The following is a 15,947-nucleotide window of genomic DNA, read 5'->3' as shown; positions in this document are numbered from 1 at the left end:
CCGCATGCGGGGAGAGGACTCCCCACCGTTTAGCAAGAGAGTTTCTGCTCGGCCAAGGAAGGATTGAAGGTGGTGCCGGTTTTCAGCATTGCGCATGCGACGTTGAGGAGGCGGTCGGCGACGGATCGCAGGGCACGACCGTGGCTGTGACCTCGGCTTCGAAGGGCGGCGTACTTCAAACGGCTCCGAGAGTCGTGCTGAATGGCGACGCGTGCCCAATGGTACATGGCGTTGGCGAGCCGGTCGTGGCAGGCCTGTCTTCTGATGACGATGCAGCTCTTGCCGGACCGCTTGGTAACGGGCGCGACTCCTGTCAAACTGCGCAAGGCGGCGTGGTCACGTCGCTGCAGGGCATCGAAGGCTTCTGCGAGCAGCGTGGCGAGGACGATCCTTCCCACTCCCGGCAAGGATGCGAGGATCTCCACGTCATGCTGCTTCCTCTGCCCCGGCTCGGTCTCCTCGGTCGGGACAAGGCGGGCAGTCAGGGTATCGAGCCGCTGATGCGCTTGCTTGAGCTGCCGGTTCACGAGGCGAATGCGGGCAATGAGCGTGGCAATGTGGGCGCTGGCGGCTTCGGTCGTCCCGGCGGCGACCTTGACGGGCGGCGTGCGCAGCACGGCGAGCACATGGGTGGCGTCGACGCGGCGGATGCGGTTGCGTTTGAGAAGCTTGGCGATCGTCGCCGCGCGGATCCGCGCGGCTTTGGCCGGCGTCGGCCCGGCTTCCCAGAGATCGAGCAGCCACTCGGCCCCGAGGTCGTTTTCGAGCTCGAGCAGCGCAGGAAAGTAGCGCCAGAGCTGCTCGCGCATGCGGTTGGTCAACCGGTTGCGCTCGGCGCCGAGGTCCTCGGCCATGCGCGACCATTCGCGCAATTCGATGACGACAGGATCGGCGGCGGCGAGCAGCCGGAAGCACCGGCGATCGGTGCGCAAGGCCGAGGCCATCACTTCGGCATCGCGGCTGTCGTCCTTGGCGCCGGCCAGGGTGAACCGGTCGCGAAAGCGATCCATTTGTTTCGGGTTGATGGCATGCACCTGGCAGCCGCGCTCGATCAGCGTCTCGACCACGGGCCCGTGCGGCACCTCGATCGCGACCTGGATTTGCCCGGCCTCGGTTGCACCGCTGGTTGCCGTCAGCCAGGCCGCCAGCTCGGCGAGCCCTTCGCCGCCGTGCCTGAAGACCCTTTCGCCGATTTTCCGGCCATCACCATCCGTGAGGAACACATGATGGCTCTCCGACGCCCAGTCGACGCCGGCATAGAATTGTTTCTGATCGGTCATCCCTTCTCCTCGTCCAAGCCTGCGAGCCACCGCGATCTTCGCCGATCCCTGTACTGGCGCTCGGAAACGGATACAGCTCCGGCGCGGACTCCCCACGGGGCATCGATCACGGCCAATCCGACGGGGCACGCGTCCTCTCCAGGTGGTCGGGCCACAGGGGACAATTGGTTGCTCCCGACGAATCGGCTCGGTTCAGGAAGGCTACGCCAATTTCGGCCATCGTCGCGGGTCATGCTTCATTCCGCTACGCTTCACTTCGCACGACACGCGACGACGGCGTGCAACCCAAGAACCGCCGGAAAAAGGTACAGGGGACTTCAGAGGGCGCCGCGGGTCTCCTGCGCCCCGTTGAAGGGATTTGCAGCGGCGAGAGGGGATTTCAGAGGGCGCCGCGAGTTCCCTTCGCCCCGCGTGCGGGGAGAAGGTGGCCGGCAGGCCGGATGAGGGGCGCGCCTGCTCTGTACGAAGCTAAGCCTTTAGGCCAGCGTGGCGCAGATCGTCGACGAAGCGATCGATGAAATGCTCCGGCATGGCCGGCAGGCTGCCGAAATAGAATTCGGCCCGCGCCTTGTCGGCCGTCAGGTCCGGTCGCCGGCAAAGAAGGGCGGCAACGGCTTCACCTGCTTCGACGCTCGGGCCTTCGGCGCCGAGGGCGGCTGCCAGCACCATGGCGGGCCAGAAGGTGACGTTTTCCTGGCGCAGCGAGGCGCGGGCCGCGGCAACCGATTCCGCAAGCCGTCCCGCCTGATAGTGGGCGATCGCCAGCATGTTGTGGAAGGTCCAGAGATGCGGATCGCGCGGGCTCAGCCGGAAAGCCTCGTTGATCGCGGTGATGCCTTCTTCCGGACGCTCGACATAGCAAAGCGCCTGGCCGAGGGCGAAATGGCCCTGGGCGAAACTCGGATCGAGCCGGAGCGCGTTGCGCAGATGGTCGATGCCGCGCTCCGGCTGGCCGCCGAGCGCCAGCGCCCGGCCGAGCGCCAGATGCGCTGCCGGCTCGCGGCTGTCGAGGGCGATCGCCCGCTCGGCGAGCCTAATGGCGTCGCCGATCCGCTCGGCCCGTTCCTCCAGCGGCCCGTACCAGCCGAGCTGGATATGGACATAGGCAAGCCGCGCATGGGCCTGCGCGAAGGTGGGCTCGAGGCCGATAGCCCGCTCGAAGAGTTGCTTGGCGGTCTTCAGATCGTCGATGTTGAACTTGTAGAGGTGCCAGAGGCCCTTCAGATAGATGTTCCAGGCATCCATGTCGGCGGTGGGATGGCCACGCAGCGCCGCGAATTCGATGATCCCGAGTTCCGGCTCGACGGTGCCGGTGATCTGGCCGGCGATCTCGTCCTGCAGGACGAAAATATCGTCGAGCGTGCGGTCATAGCGCTCCGCCCAGAGCAGCATGCCGCTTTCGCCGCTCAGCAACTGGGCGGTAATCCGGATGCGGTTCCCGGAGTGGCGAACGCTGCCCTCGATGACGTATTTGACGCCAAGGTCCTCCGCCACCTTCCTGACGTCGACGGACTTGCCCTTGTAGGTGAAGGATGAATTGCGGGCCACCACCCTGAGCCAGCGGCAGCGGGCGAGCGTCGCGATCAATTCTTCCGTAAAACCGTCGGAAAAATGTTCCTGCTCGCCGACGCTCGAGAGGTTGACGAAGGGCAGGACGGCAATCGAAGGGCGCTGACGCTCCTGTAGCGGCCGTTCGTCCGGCGGCGGCGCGGCCGGGGCGGGCTCAGGCGTCCCACCCGGTTGCCATCCCCAGATGCGAACGGGGCCACGCACGTCGCTGAGTGTCCGCTTGCCGAAATCGGTGGCCGGGAAATGAAGCTTGGACGCGACGTGATCATGGACCTGCTGCGAAACGCAGATTCCGCCGGGCGGAGCGATTTCCTGGAGGCGCGCCGCGACGGTAACGCCGTCGCCATGGATGTCGTCGTCTTCGACAAAGACGTCGCCGAGGTGGATGCCGATACGCAGTTCCAAGCGCTGGGTGCTGCCCTTTTCGTTGTGCTGCGGCATCATCTGCTGGATTGTCATGGCGCAGCCGACGGCATCGACAACGCTCGCGAATTCCGCCAGCAAGCCGTCGCCCGTCTGCTTTACGATCCGGCCGCTATGCGCGGCGATTGTCGGGAGGATCAGGGTGCTGCGGCAGGCCTTCAGCGCGCTGAAGGTTCCCGCCTCGTCGAGCCCCATCAGGCGGCTGTAGCCGACGACATCCGCATCCAGGATCGCTGCCAGCCGCCTCATGCGGCAACCTCCTCGTTTGAAATCACGCCGATCTGGAGTGATTCAACTCAAGTCACGGGCGCGACGGTTTCCAGGAAATGAGGCGCGAAACCGCCAGGCAGCCGTCCCTCGGCCCACCTGCGAAGAGTAGCAACGGCAGAGAGGGGTGTCCACCGCGGGCTTTCGCCATCGAGATGGAGCTGTTTGTGGAGCGGTCTACCGACCCTTCGCCGGCGTCACGCGCCAGATGATGTTGCCGACGTCGTCGGCGACGAGCAGGGCGCCCGTCCTGTCGATCGCAACGCCGACCGGCCGACCCATCGCTTTGTTGTCGCGGCCGATGAAACCGGTGAGGACGTCCCTCGGCGGGCCGTTCGGTTCGCCGTTGCGGAATGGGACGAAGACGACCTTGTATCCGCTATAGACGCTTCGGTTCCAGGAGCCGTGCTGGCCGACGAAAGCGCCGTTGCGGTAGCTCGGCCCCAGCTTCGCTTTCTTGGAGAATGTCAGCCCAAGCGAGGCGGTATGCGAGCCAAGCGCGTAGTCGGGCTTGATCGCCCTGGCGACGAGGTCCGGGCGCTGCGGCTTGACCCGTGCGTCGACGTTCTGGCCGAAGTAGCTGTAGGGCCAGCCGTAGAAACCGCCGGCGCGAACAGAGGTCATATAATCCGGGACAAGATCGTCACCGATCTCGTCCCGCTCGTTGACGGCGACCCAGAGCTCGCCGCTCTCAGGGTTCCAGGAGAGGCCATTCGGATTGCGCAGCCCGGAGGCGAACACCCGGGTGCGGCGGCTTGCCCGGTCGACCTCGAGCACGCCTGCACGGTTTATCTCCGCCGCCATGCCGTTCTCCCCGACATTGCTGTTTGAGCCCACCGTAACGTAAAGCTTGCGACCGTCGGGGCTCGCGATGACGTCCTTGGTCCAATGGTGGTTCAGATCACCGGCTGGCAGATCGACGATCTTTTCCGGTCTTGCGGTTATCCGGGTCCGGCCGCTCCTATAGGGGAAGGCGACCAGCGCATCGGTGTTGGCGACGTAAAGCCTGCCGTTCGACAAGGTCATGCCGAAGGGCGAATTGAGCCCCTCGAGAAACGGCCGGCGCAGATCGGCGACGCCGTCGCCATTCGTGTCGCGCAGCAGTGTGATGCGATTGGCACTCTTCGTCGCCGCGCCAGCCCGTTTCATCGCGGCGCCCATGACCAGCTTGCGAAGGCTGAAGCCGCTGTTCTTCTTCTCCGGAGCATTGCTTTCGGCGACCAGCACGTCGCCGTTCGGCAGCACATGCAGCCAACGCGGGTGGTCCAGGCCGGATGCAAAGACATTCACTTTCAACCCTTTAGCCGGCTGCGGTAACGCACCTCCCGGCCAGCCTTTCGCCTCGGCAATCCTGATAGTCGGGATCAGCGTCGGTCTTGGCTTCGGCAGCGTGGGGTTCGGGCCGTAGCCACCGCTCCCGGCGATTGCGCCGGTGCGCTGCGCGGAGACGCTGGTGCAGCCCACGAGAAGCGCGCCCAGGATGATGATGAGTGAGTTGCGCGGGAAGCCGGTCTTCATCGGATGTCCTCCGAATGCATTGCGCCGTTTCGGCATTAGATGCGCGGCCGTGGCGCAATATTCCTAGTCAGTCCCTCAAACACCCGTGTTCCCTTCTTGTTCCTGCAATCTTTGCGTGGGGCAGCATTCAGGAGTATTCTTGAAGCAGCTCGAAACGACTGGGGCGCGACGCCTCGAATTGGGCGTGCCGCCTCGTAGAACTTTGAATCGCCTGCGGAAACCTGTTCCTCATGTGCGCAGGCTCTGGGAGGAAAAGATGAAGCAAGGAACCCGGACCCGGGGGAGAACATCGCGTCGCCAATTTTTGAGCGGCGCGGCCATGGCCGGCGCAGCGGCAGTCGCGGCGCCTAGCGTCGTCAAGGCGCAAGGGCCGACCAACATGCGCTGGCAAAGTACCTGGCCGTCGAAGGACATCTTTCACGAGTTCGCAATTGATTTTGCCAAGAAGGTCAACGACATGACGGGCGGCGATCTCAAGATCGAGGTGCTGCCGTCGGGCGCCGTCGTGCCGGCCTTCGGCCTGCTCGATGCGGTATCGCAAGGGACGCTCGACGGCGGTCATGGCGTCGTCGCCTACCACTACGGCAAGCAGTCGGCGCTGGCGCTCTGGGGTTCAGGGCCGGGCTTCGCCATGGATGCCAACATGCTGCTCGCCTGGCATAAATACGGTGGTGGCAAGGACCTGCTTGCCAAGCTCTATGAATCGATCGGCGCCAATGTCGTTTCGTTCCTCTATGGGCCGATGCCGACGCAGCCGCTCGGCTGGTTCAAGAAGCCGGTCGCCAAGGCCGAGGATATCCAGGGCCTCAAATTCCGCACGGTCGGCATCTCGATCGACGTCTTCACCGGGCTCGGCGCGGCGGTCAACGCTCTGCCGGGCGGCGAGATCGTCGCCGCGCTCGATCGCGGCCTGCTCGACGCGGCGGAGTTCAACAATGCCTCGTCCGACCGGGTGCTCGGTTTCCCGGACGTATCGAAGATCTGCATGCTGCAGAGCTATCACCAGAATGCCGAGCAGTTCGAAGTTCTGTTCAACAAGGCGCGATACGACCAGTTGCCGGAACAGATAAAGGCGATCATCGCCAATGCGGCGGAAGCCGCCTCGCAGGACATGCACTGGAAGGCGATCGACCGCTACTCGCGTGACTATGTGGAGATGCAGACCACCGATCAGGTCAAGTTCTACAAGACGCCGGAGGCGATCCTCAAGAGGCAGCTCGAGGTCTACGACGAGGTGGTGAAGAAGAAGTCGGCTGAAAACCCGCTGTTCAAGGAGGTGATCCAGTCCCAGATCGCCTTTGCCGAGCGCGCCACGCGGTGGGAACAGGACACCCTCGTCGGACGGCGGCTGGCGTTCGACCACTATTTCGGGAAAGAGGGGGTCGCGAAGTCGCTCTGACTTTCTCACCTTTCACGCGTCAGCGGGTCGGTGCCGGTGACGCGTGGTCGGAGCGTGGGGCATCCGGGGGGGGGGACGCGTGGACGTTCAGCATTTTCTCATCAGCATCGACAAGCTCAGCGTGTGGGCCGGCAAGGCCGCCGCATGGCTGATCATCGGTCTGATGACGCTGGTCTGCGTCGAGGTATTCAAGCGCTATATCATGAATGCGCCGACCGCCTGGATCTTCGACGCGAGCAACATGCTCTATGGCACGCTGTTCATGCTGGCCGGCGCCTATGCGCTGGCACAGAACGCCCATGTGCGCGGTGATTTCATCTACAGCTCGCTGAAACCCCGCACCCAGGCTGCGCTCGATCTTGCGCTTTATATCTTGTTCTTCCTGCCGGGCGTCGCAGCACTCGTCTATGCCGGATACGACTATGCCGCCCTTTCCTGGCGCATCGGTGAGCACTCGACCGTAACGGCGGAAGGGCCGCCGATCTACTATTTCAAGACGGTCATTCCCGTGGCCGGCGCCCTCGTGATGCTGCAGGGGCTCGCCGAGATCGTCCGCTGCATCGCCTGCCTGAGGACCGGGGAATGGCCGCGCCGGATGGAAGACGTCGAGGAGATGGACGTGGTCGCCGAGCAGCTTGCCCACAGCGAACATGTCGACGTCGAGGCTCGCGCAGCGGCGATCGAGCGGGCGCAGGACATCGAAAAAGCGGCCCGGCAGCGCGGTCTCGGGGGTGAGGAGGAGCCGTGAGCGACCCGTTTCTCGGATTGACCATGCTGATGCTTATCGTCGTTGTGATCCTGATGGGATTTCCGACGGCCTTCACGCTGATGGGGCTCGGAATGGTCTTCGGCTTCTACGCCTTCTACAATCCCGCCGAGCATTGGATCGACAACCGCGTCTTCGACCTCATGGTCCAGCGCACCTATGGGGCGATGACCAACGACGTGCTGATCTGCATCCCGCTCTTCGTGCTGATGGGCTATGTGATGGAGCGCGGCGCGCTGGTCGACAAGATGTTCTACAGCGTCCAGCTTTCCTTCCGCCGGGTGCCGGCTTCGCTCGCAGTGACGACGCTGATCATCTGCACCTTCTGGGGCATCGCCAGCGGCCTGGTCGGCGCGGTCGTGGTGCTGATGGGGGTGATCGCCATGAACCCGATGCTGCGCGCCGGCTATGACGTGAAGCTCGCCTCCGGGGTCATCACCGCCGGCGGCACGCTCGGCATCCTGATCCCGCCCTCGGTGATGATCATCGTCTATGCGGCGGTCGCCGGGCAATCGGTGGTCAAACTCTATGCCGCGACGATGTTCCCGGGCTTCTTCCTCGCGCTTCTCTATCTTGCCTATGTCCTTGGCTGGGCGGCGCTCAATCCGAAGATCGCGCCGGCCCTTCCCGAGGAAGAGACTCGTGTCCCGGTGCCGGCCTGGATGAGGCGCTTCGAGGCGCTTTATTCGCGCAACATGTTGGTCGGGCTCCTTGCCGCGCTGTTCTCACCTCGGCGAGCATGGGCGATCGAGACGGAAGAAGGACCTCTTACCTATTGGAAGCTTCTCAAGAATGCAGCCGCTGCGCTCGTCCCCTTTCTGTTGACCTCGGGCACGCTGGCGCTTGTGTGGTGGTATGTGGTCATCCATCCTGAGGGGGCTGAAGCCGAAGCGCCCGAGGGGCTGGAGGAACTCGGAGCACCTTCGGCAGATGCCGCGCCGACCGGCGCCGACGGACCGGCGACGGGCTTTTACCTGTGGTTCGGGCTGGCGGCGGCGGTCGCGCTCATCCTGCTCGTCCGGTACTATCGCAAGATGACGGCCGAACGCCTACAGGTCGTCAAGCTCTTGACTTCCTCTGTCATGCCGCTTGCCATCCTCACCATCGTCGTGCTTGGCGTCATCCTCTTCGGCATCACGACAGCGACGGAATCCGCAGCGGTCGGGGCGGCGGGGGCGTTTCTGCTCGCTTTGCAGGCGGGAACGCTCAACTGGAAGCGGACCAAGGAAGCGGTGTTCCTGACGGCGAAGACGACGGCGATGGTCTGTTGGCTCTTTGTCGGATCGGCGCTGTTTTCCGCGGTCTTCGCGATCCTCGGCGGACAGGCGCTGGTCGAGGAATGGGTGCTCGCCCTCGATCTCACACCACTGCAGTTCATGATCCTGTCGCAGGCGATCATTTTTATCCTGGGCTGGCCGCTCGAATGGACGGAGATCATCATCATCTTCGTGCCGATCTTCCTGCCGATGCTCCGGCACTTCGACATCGATCCGATCGTCTGGGGCGTTCTCGTCTTCGTCAATCTCCAGGCGGCCTTCCTGTCGCCCCCGGTCGCCATGTCCGCCTACTATCTCAAGGGCGTCTCTCCGCCGCACGTCACGCTCAGGCAGATTTTCGCGGGCATGATGCCCTACATGCTGATCGTTATCCTCTGCATGATCATCATGTATATCTGGCCCGGCATGACACTGTGGCTGCCGAACTATCTCTACGGCTGAGCAGGCGCGCCGAACCGTCCCGGTCTCGAGTCAAAGAAAGGGCCCGCTGTCAGCAAGCGAGCCCTTCAAGGAAGCGGTGAAATGTCCCACCTATGGCGCAGTCATTTTGGCGGTAATGTCGCGCCCGCCCTGGAATATACTGGGCTGTACCGATCAGCACGTTTCCCCGAGAGCCGCCGCGAGCTCAACCGGTTCGATTCTCAATCAGAGCTCACTTCGCAGTGAGCTCTGATCTAAATTGATACTGAAATCAGTTCGATGATTTGCAACCGCATATTCGCCAGATCAGCGGCTTCGGTCCAGTAACTTTTCAGGGCGAATTGTAACGGTGCACGATCGATTCTTGCGCAACCTGGCGTTTTCTTCCCGGTGGGTGATGCCACTGTATTTGACCCGGTATACGGTCTTCTTGGGTCGAGAATGTCAAATAGGAGTCCCTCAGAACCGATGGACCAGACCGACGGCCAGATAGTAGCTCTGCGTGTCGTCCGTATCGAGCGTTCCGGACCGATAGACCGGCACGTCCGCGAGGAAACTCGTGCCGGCTTCAAACTTTACCGAGAGGCTTTCATGTGACGAAAAGATCATCGCAGCGCTGACGTCGGCAAGGAACGTGCCGCCGCTTCGCTTTTGCTCGCTGGAGGACAGGCTGATATCGGCTTCCGGGAATATCGCGGTCGCGTGGTTGTCGAGGCGCGCCCGATAATGCGCGACGCCCGCATTCAAATTGACCTGAAACCGGATGTTTTCGGCCACCGGTGTCTCCGCGGTCAGACCGGAAACGACGCCGTAATAGTCGGCGGAGAGCTTGATCGTCTCCTGGTAGCCGATAGCTGGAATTGCCACACCGGACACAACGCCCTCATCGATGTCGACTTCCGTGCGGAACACGGTGTCCTGCCTTGTCGATCGGTAAGTCGGGCCGAACCTCGGAGTGATCGTCCAGCCGTTCCCAAGATCGAGCGAGGAGCCGAGCCAGAGCGTCTGATCGAAATGGTTCGCCCGTTGTTCGACCGAGGATCTTACGACACTTCCTTCCAGGTCGCCGAGGGCCTGAAAGAAGAGACCTCGATCGTCCGCAAAAGCTGCATAGGCGGCGGCCGATGGAGTGCCGCGGGTGACCAGGGCCATGAACGCGGCCCCCGTTCGCGTGCCGCCGGTGGCATATTGCGTGATGGCATTGCCGTTTCCTGCCGGCGAATGGGCGAAGGCCATGATGCCTGAGTCATCGCCCGAACTATCCGTGAAATGTATCGTGCCGGCGGCGGTCGCTCCCGTGAGGTCGGTCGCTGTCGCCAGAGAGATGCTTCCGCCGGCCGGTTCGCCGGCCGTAAGATCAAAGCTGCTGCCGACCGGCTGCACGACCGTCCGGGAGGAGCCGCTTGCATGCGAAATCGTTCCGTCCCACTCCAGGAAGAACGGTCCGCTCCCGGCTTCTTCGAGCGGTAGCCGGAAGGAAAAAGCCGTTCTTACGCCGACGGTATCGGGTGGATCGAGACCAGTCCCGACCGGCGCCATGACGTTCGAGGCCAGGTCCGGCGTGTCGATGTCTTCCCAGCGGGCGCCAAAGCTCCAGGAGAAAGTCGGAACGTCTGCCGAACTCATCATCTGTATCGGCTCGTCGGCCCTCACATCGGTTGACTGCTGCCAACAGATGACGATCGCCAAGACACCGGCTAAGTGGCCCGGCAAGCGAGCAATCAACGTGGTTGTGATGCTGCCGTGCGGCTCCTCGGTCGAGGGATGCCGCCCCACATCGTCGGCGCCCAGAACGTTTTCCCCTTATCAACTGATACTCGGTACTGCTCAGTCGTGCCTCCACAGTGCCGCGCGCCTTATCAGGCGCGCAAAGGTCGCTGTAGCACTTTGAATTGCTGCATGTCTTTGTCCCTAAATCGACGTCGATTTAAGGAGACATGCAGCAGGTGTCCCGCGGCTTGGCGGTTCAGATCGAGGCGAACAAAGGCGTTCGCCTGCAGTATTTCAGGAATTGGTAAAAAAAGAGTGCGCTGCTGAACGCACCTGCGAGGCGGCCGTCGACGGAGGCGAGCAGCATATTGAGAAAACATAACCAAGATTGTGGTTGCTTGGATTTCCAAACTTTCAAGTTGGGTAAATTTCTGGAATAGTAATAGTATAATTGCACCAACTGAGCGAATATATTGGTGAATTTTTTGTTACAAAACGTGATTCTTTGGCGAGAAACGTACGCACTTTCTAGTTATCTGTTCATGAGTACTAAACAAGATAATTCTGCGACCGTCTCCTGGCGCCATGATGGCGTCCAAGTGGGAGACATGGTCATGATCAAGACGCTTGCAATTTCCGCACTTCTCGCATTTTCCACCGTTTCCGGCGCTTATGCCGGCAACAACGTATCCGTGACGAGCCAGAAGGGCTTCGGCAACATGTCTGCAACCGGCCAGTCGGGCTGGGGCAACTTCTCCGGAACCGGGCAAGTCGGCAAGGGTAACCAGTCCGTGTCTGTTCAGGAAGGCAAGGGCAATATCTCCGGAACGGCGCAGTTCGGAAAGAACCACAAGGCGATCACCCTGCAAAAGGGCAAGTACAACGCTTCGGGCACGTTCCAGTTCGGTTACGGCAACAAATCGCTGACCCACCAGGACGGAGAAGGAAATCTCTCCATCACAGTGCAGGACTGATCGACGTTGATCGACCGGCCGCGATGGCGGCCGGTCCTCTTTTGGGAGAAACAACCTGCGGGATGAGGCCATGATCAGCGTGGATGCAATCGCCTATGCTCCGATCGAATGTGTCATCGAGCATTCCAGAACCAACAATCTGACCTCCTTGGTTGCGACGCTGCACAGCGACTGGACCGAAAGGGGGACCTATCACTTCAAGGTGATGACGGGGTCGTCGACGAATGTGCAAGCCGGCGCGTTCGCGAGCGAGCAAGCCGGACGGCAAGAGCTTTCAACGATCATGGTCAGCGCCGCACCCGATGTGTGGACGGCTCGCCTGTCGGTCTACGGCGCCGACGGGGTGCTGTTGTGCGAAAGTTCTGTTCCGTGACCGGCCCGGTCATTTCGTGAAAAACGAAAGCACGGCGAGCGAACTCAGGAGCTGCGCCTGCCGGCGCACACCAAGCCGCCCCATCGCCGAGGCGAGCTGATTGTGGACGGTGTTCTTGGAAACGCCCCGCCGTTTCGCGATGTCGGACGGCGCGTCGCCGTTGGCAAGCGAGTGCACCAACGCAGCTTCGGTTGGCGTGAGCCCGAAGACTGTCTTGATATCGTCGGGAGTGAGCAAGGTGTTCCGGCTCAGCTCCCGGATCGTCAGCAGAAAGCTCGGCTCGTTGCTGGAGAAGACGTTGCCGAATCGATAGGTGTCGCTGCCAAACGACAGGAAATCGACGCTGACAATCCAGCTTACTCCGGTTCGTTTGCTCTTCGCCCAGCGCAGGTGGTGATCGTGCTTGTTGACACGCGCCTGTTCGATCAGGTCCTCGACCTCCGACTGAAGCTCTTCGTCCTGGAATTCGAGCCCTTCATCGCTGAATTCGATGAACGATCCCGAGGCATCGACAAAACGACCAAAGCGGCGATTGGCGAATTTTACCCGAAGATCGGCGGTGACAATGGCCGACGACGTGGCGCAGCTTCTCAGAGCCCGTTCCGTGCGTGTCGATTTTTCCCGTTCGTTGACCATCGCTTTCTGCAAGGCGAACGCCGTTTGGAAATGGGGGAGAACCTTCATCAGCGTTTCGGCGGCTATCGCCAGATGGTTATCGGCCGCGTGCGGGAAGAAGCAGGCGACGAAAATTCGCCGGCTTCCTTCCTTCGATACGAGCAGAACGAGAAGTTTGCCGTCTTCGCCAAAGCAGCGACGCAAGGCGGAAGACCATGGCGCGCTGTTCGCCAGCGTCACGGGCAGGGTCGCGATCGCTCCCAAGCCCATCGCGAGCGTGGCATCGTCGAGCGCCGAAAGCGTATCGACGTCCAGCAGAGCCGACCGCTGCACACCCTTGACGGCAAGGCTGATCTTTTTGTTGTCGAGCCCCTCGAATCCGAGAATGGCGCCCGATTCCGCCCGCGCCAGTTTCGTCAGATCCGCGACAATTCGATCCCAAGCGGAAGGCAATAATACTGTTTCGTAAATCGCTTGAATGAGGCTAAGCAATAATTTGTCTTGGTACGCGTCCGACATCGTCCAGTACTCCGGTTACACAACGCCCCTTTCAATGACGACACGCAATAGAAATTTGGTTCACAATTCGTTCTAGATGAATCGGTGATTCAGCAATGGACCTTTAATAGAAAAATGTCTGTTGCAGCAGGGCGTTAAGAAGACTCACTACGTCACACTTGCAGATCATGAATATGACGGCCAGCAGATGTTAATCTGGGCCTCGTATAGCAAATATTTGTCTTATCGCTTCGACCAATCCCCGGAATTCTAACCCCTCCCAAGGGCGATCTAGCTCGAAAGATACATGTATTTTAGCAATTCCTCCAGAATAATCTTGGCGGCCAAACGGAGTAATTGTATTGCGCCGCACTAGGATGGCTTGGTGATGCCGATGGCAACCGCTTCGTGCGTCAACTTTATCAAGTATTTAGGAAATGCTGCGCCGCAATGCGGTTGGAGCGCGGCCGATGGCTTTTCGCCTTTGCAAAACCGGCTATTCAAGGCCTGCCCGGTTCAATGCGTTTATAATACGTTGGCGCGGCGCCGGCGCCATTCGTCCGATCAGGTTATCGAGGGTCGCGATCGAGAGGTTCGGCAGGATCGTCTTGGCCTCGGCGACTGTTGCCAACGCCTCGTCGGTACGGCCGCTCTCGGCGAGTGCTGCGGCAAGTCCCAATCGCGACCAGCACTCGCGTGCCTGGCGGCCGATTGCGGCGCGGGCCGAAGCCTCCGCACCGGCGATGTCGCCGATCAGGAAGAGACAGACCGAACGCACGGTCATGAACATGCTGAGAAGCGGATCGCGCGGACTGAAGCGGATGGCGCGATCGATGTAGGAAAGGGCTTCGCCCGGCCGTCCGGACCAGATATGCACCTGCGCCAGCGCGTAGAAGGCATGGGCGTAGCTCGGGTTGAGCTCTATGGCTATGCGAAGATGATCATGGGCAAGACCGAGCTCGCCCTGACAGGTGAGAAGCCTCCCCAGCATGACGTGCGGATACGGATGGGCGCCATCGAGGGCGACGGCATGGCGGGCGTGGGCGAGGCCGGACTCAAGTGTTGCGGGGATATCTTCCGACATCTGCCAGACGATGCGCACGACCGCGGCCTGCGCCAGGCCAGCGTGGCCGAGCGCGAAGCGTGGGTGGAGGACCGTCGCGCGCCTGAAGCATTCCTCCGCCGCCTCGATTTGGTCAATCGAGAAATTGTAGACGTGCCAGAGGCCGCGGTGGAAGAGTTCCCAGGCATCCATGGTCTCGGGCAGTTTGCGCAGCGCCCGTTCGCGCTCGGACGAGCGCACCTCCGCGTCGACTGCAGTGATGATGAGACCGACGATTTCCTCCTGGACCGCGAATATCTCTTCAAGCTTGCGGGTGTAGCGTTCGGCCCAGACGGTGCGGTGAGTGGCCGTGTCGACGAGCTGGACGCCGAGACTGAGATCCTCGCCCCGTCGTCTGAGATTGCCGGTGAGCACATAGCGGACATCAAGTGCCCGAGCGGCGTGCTCTGCATGCCGCGGTTCGGGGTCGAGTGCTAAGGTCGATTGGCGGGCAATGACGAGGAAATCCTTATGACGCGAAAGCTCCGTGATCAGATCCTCTGCAAGGCCCTCCGCGAGGAAAGACTGGTCGGCATCTTCCGCCGGACGGAGAAAGGGGAGGACGGCGATGGAGATTCGGAAATCGGTCTCCGCAGCCCGCGCCGTTTGCCGTTGCAGGGACGTGGATGCGACTTCCGGGCGTCTGGCCTCCCGGGCAGGCATCCCTTTCAACGATAGTTCATCGGCCAGGGCGACGGTTTGCGGCGAGGGCTCGGTTCCGAGCTCGTCGGCTAGCAGTTGGCGGCACCTCTGGAATTGCGCCATGGCGAGCGCGTGCTCTCCCTGGCGCGCATAGAGCCGCATCAGCAATCGATGGCTCTTTTCCCGAAAGGGGTCGAGCGCGGCCAGTTGCTGGGCGAGCGCCACGGCGGCGGCTTCTTCGCCGACGCCGGCAAGCTGTTCTGCCGTCTTTGCAAGCAGTATTTCAGACAGATTGCGGCACCGCGTTCGTTCGAACTCGATCCATTCCGATAGCTCTTCCCCCGAGACCGTCGAGCCTTCCAGAAACGGAGAGGAAAGGCGCCGCGCCGTTTCGGCTCCGGCCGTTGCCGCACTCCCGGCCGCAAGCGCCTCGAGTTCGCTGACGTCGACGGAAATGAAGTCCGGATCGAACATTACCGCGTCGCGGTTCGCGATCAGTATCCGGTCGCCCAACACGAAGCGGATGGACGCCAGCGCATTGCGCAGGCTCGCCCGCGCCTGATCGGCGCCGCGGTCCTCCCAAAAGAGCGCACAGAGCTTCGAGCGGGCCTGATACTGGCCGGCTGTCAAAGCGAGATAGGCGGCAAGAAGCCGGACCTTCGCAGTCGGCAGGATCAGCGCTTCGCCCTTGCCGGAGCACACGGCGAACCCTCCAAGCAGGGTGAAGTTGACCCGCGATGCGTGGACGCTCTCTGAAAACCTCGGTCCCTCGCTCATTTCACGCTCTTTTCACGGACGGCTTATGCTCAATTTTCAAATCGGGTGCGGCCCAATGCGACAAGCAGCATCGAAACGCGAGTCGCCCTTCGACGCCAAGGAGTGGAATATGCTCGGGGCGTGCGGTCTCCGATGCCGGATGGAGCGTTCCTGTCGGGTCAGATGAAATATAACGTCCACTATATTCAGCGAGGAAACTTAAAATTTTCAGCATGATCCGTCTGCGCCTCCAGCTTTCTCCGTGACGATCGAAGTAGAGTTCTTCGCCACATTCAGGCTGTTTCCATGGGAACACCGCGCCGGATTTTTCTGAACAATATGGCGGACATGGACGTAG

11 protein-coding genes are annotated in these 15,947 nt (G+C 61.7%); 5 read left to right on the top strand and 6 right to left on the bottom strand.

The genetic code is table 11. From position 1 onward, the window contains the following. Nucleotides 1-29: 29 nt before the first annotated feature. The 3 genes from NGR_RS20950 to NGR_RS20940 form a co-directional block, all read right to left on the bottom strand. Complete coding sequence (locus NGR_RS20950) at nt 30-1,280, bottom strand: IS110 family transposase (RefSeq protein WP_012708474.1); 1,251 nt, start codon at nt 1,278-1,280, stop codon at nt 30-32. A gap of 468 nt (nt 1,281-1,748) precedes the next feature. After that, entirely contained in the window at nt 1,749-3,521 is a 1,773-nt protein-coding gene (locus tag NGR_RS20945) for an adenylate/guanylate cyclase domain-containing protein (protein ID WP_012708473.1), read from the bottom strand. 195 nt (nt 3,522-3,716) lie between these two features. Continuing rightward, on the bottom strand, nt 3,717-5,057 hold the full coding sequence (locus NGR_RS20940; protein WP_012708472.1) for a PQQ-dependent sugar dehydrogenase: 1,341 nt from the start codon (nt 5,055-5,057) through the stop codon (nt 3,717-3,719). A gap of 256 nt (nt 5,058-5,313) precedes the next feature. Between NGR_RS20940 and NGR_RS20935 the strand changes: the two genes are divergently transcribed. The 3 genes from NGR_RS20935 to NGR_RS20925 all read left to right on the top strand — a co-directional run bounded on the left by NGR_RS20935 (nt 5,314) and on the right by NGR_RS20925 (nt 8,940). After that, nucleotides 5,314-6,456: a TRAP transporter substrate-binding protein gene (locus tag NGR_RS20935; RefSeq protein WP_012708471.1), complete on the top strand. Its 1,143-nt coding sequence runs from the start codon at nt 5,314-5,316 to the stop codon at nt 6,454-6,456. Between the two features lie 79 nt (nt 6,457-6,535). Then, nucleotides 6,536-7,204: a TRAP transporter small permease subunit gene (locus NGR_RS20930; RefSeq protein ID WP_012708470.1), complete on the top strand. Its 669-nt coding sequence runs from the start codon at nt 6,536-6,538 to the stop codon at nt 7,202-7,204. Further along, complete coding sequence (locus NGR_RS20925; RefSeq protein WP_012708469.1) at nt 7,201-8,940, top strand: TRAP transporter large permease; 1,740 nt, start codon at nt 7,201-7,203, stop codon at nt 8,938-8,940. The genes NGR_RS20930 and NGR_RS20925 overlap by 4 nt, the downstream gene beginning before the upstream one ends. A gap of 438 nt (nt 8,941-9,378) precedes the next feature. Here NGR_RS20925 and NGR_RS20920 read toward each other — a convergent pair whose 3' ends face one another. After that, the gene (locus NGR_RS20920) at nt 9,379-10,548 is read right to left on the bottom strand and encodes a hypothetical protein (protein ID WP_012708468.1); all 1,170 of its coding nucleotides are present in this window, start codon (nt 10,546-10,548) and stop codon (nt 9,379-9,381) included. 695 nt (nt 10,549-11,243) lie between these two features. Here NGR_RS20920 and NGR_RS20915 point away from each other — a divergent pair. Both NGR_RS20915 and csgH read left to right on the top strand, forming a co-directional pair. Further along, the gene (locus NGR_RS20915) at nt 11,244-11,603 is read left to right on the top strand and encodes a hypothetical protein (protein ID WP_164924382.1); all 360 of its coding nucleotides are present in this window, start codon (nt 11,244-11,246) and stop codon (nt 11,601-11,603) included. Between the two features lie 70 nt (nt 11,604-11,673). Further along, nucleotides 11,674-11,976 (top strand): curli-like amyloid fiber formation chaperone CsgH, encoded by a 303-nt coding sequence (gene csgH, locus NGR_RS20910; protein WP_012708465.1) that lies wholly within the window; start codon nt 11,674-11,676, stop codon nt 11,974-11,976. 9 nt (nt 11,977-11,985) lie between these two features. Here csgH and NGR_RS20905 read toward each other — a convergent pair whose 3' ends face one another. After that, the gene (locus NGR_RS20905; RefSeq protein ID WP_012708464.1) at nt 11,986-13,110 is read right to left on the bottom strand and encodes a helix-turn-helix transcriptional regulator; all 1,125 of its coding nucleotides are present in this window, start codon (nt 13,108-13,110) and stop codon (nt 11,986-11,988) included. Nucleotides 13,111-13,585: 475 nt separating this feature from the next. After that, on the bottom strand, nt 13,586-15,610 hold the full coding sequence (locus NGR_RS20900; RefSeq protein ID WP_012708463.1) for a BTAD domain-containing putative transcriptional regulator: 2,025 nt from the start codon (nt 15,608-15,610) through the stop codon (nt 13,586-13,588). Nucleotides 15,611-15,947 lie beyond the last annotated feature (337 nt).

This window comes from Sinorhizobium fredii NGR234 (assembly GCF_000018545.1).
In the GTDB taxonomy this organism is placed as follows: domain Bacteria; phylum Pseudomonadota; class Alphaproteobacteria; order Rhizobiales; family Rhizobiaceae; genus Sinorhizobium; species Sinorhizobium fredii_A.
Note: the sequence above shows the minus strand (reverse complement) of the source record. Positions and strands in the feature narration are given on the sequence as shown.

Bases quoted from the DNA above. Each gene is read 5' to 3' on its own strand.
- NGR_RS20920 (WP_012708468.1), bottom strand. From the start codon at position 10,548: ATGATGAGTTCGGCAGACGTTCCGACTTTCTCCTGGAGCTTTGGCGCC.
- NGR_RS20915 (WP_164924382.1), top strand. From the start codon at position 11,244: ATGATCAAGACGCTTGCAATTTCCGCACTTCTCGCATTTTCCACCGTT.
- NGR_RS20900 (WP_012708463.1), bottom strand. From the start codon at position 15,610: ATGAGCGAGGGACCGAGGTTTTCAGAGAGCGTCCACGCATCGCGGGTC.
- NGR_RS20905 (WP_012708464.1), bottom strand. From the start codon at position 13,110: ATGTCGGACGCGTACCAAGACAAATTATTGCTTAGCCTCATTCAAGCG.
- NGR_RS20940 (WP_012708472.1), bottom strand. From the start codon at position 5,057: ATGAAGACCGGCTTCCCGCGCAACTCACTCATCATCATCCTGGGCGCG.
- NGR_RS20945 (WP_012708473.1), bottom strand. From the start codon at position 3,521: ATGAGGCGGCTGGCAGCGATCCTGGATGCGGATGTCGTCGGCTACAGC.
- NGR_RS20950 (WP_012708474.1), bottom strand. From the start codon at position 1,280: ATGACCGATCAGAAACAATTCTATGCCGGCGTCGACTGGGCGTCGGAG.
- csgH (WP_012708465.1), top strand. From the start codon at position 11,674: ATGATCAGCGTGGATGCAATCGCCTATGCTCCGATCGAATGTGTCATC.
- NGR_RS20935 (WP_012708471.1), top strand. From the start codon at position 5,314: ATGAAGCAAGGAACCCGGACCCGGGGGAGAACATCGCGTCGCCAATTT.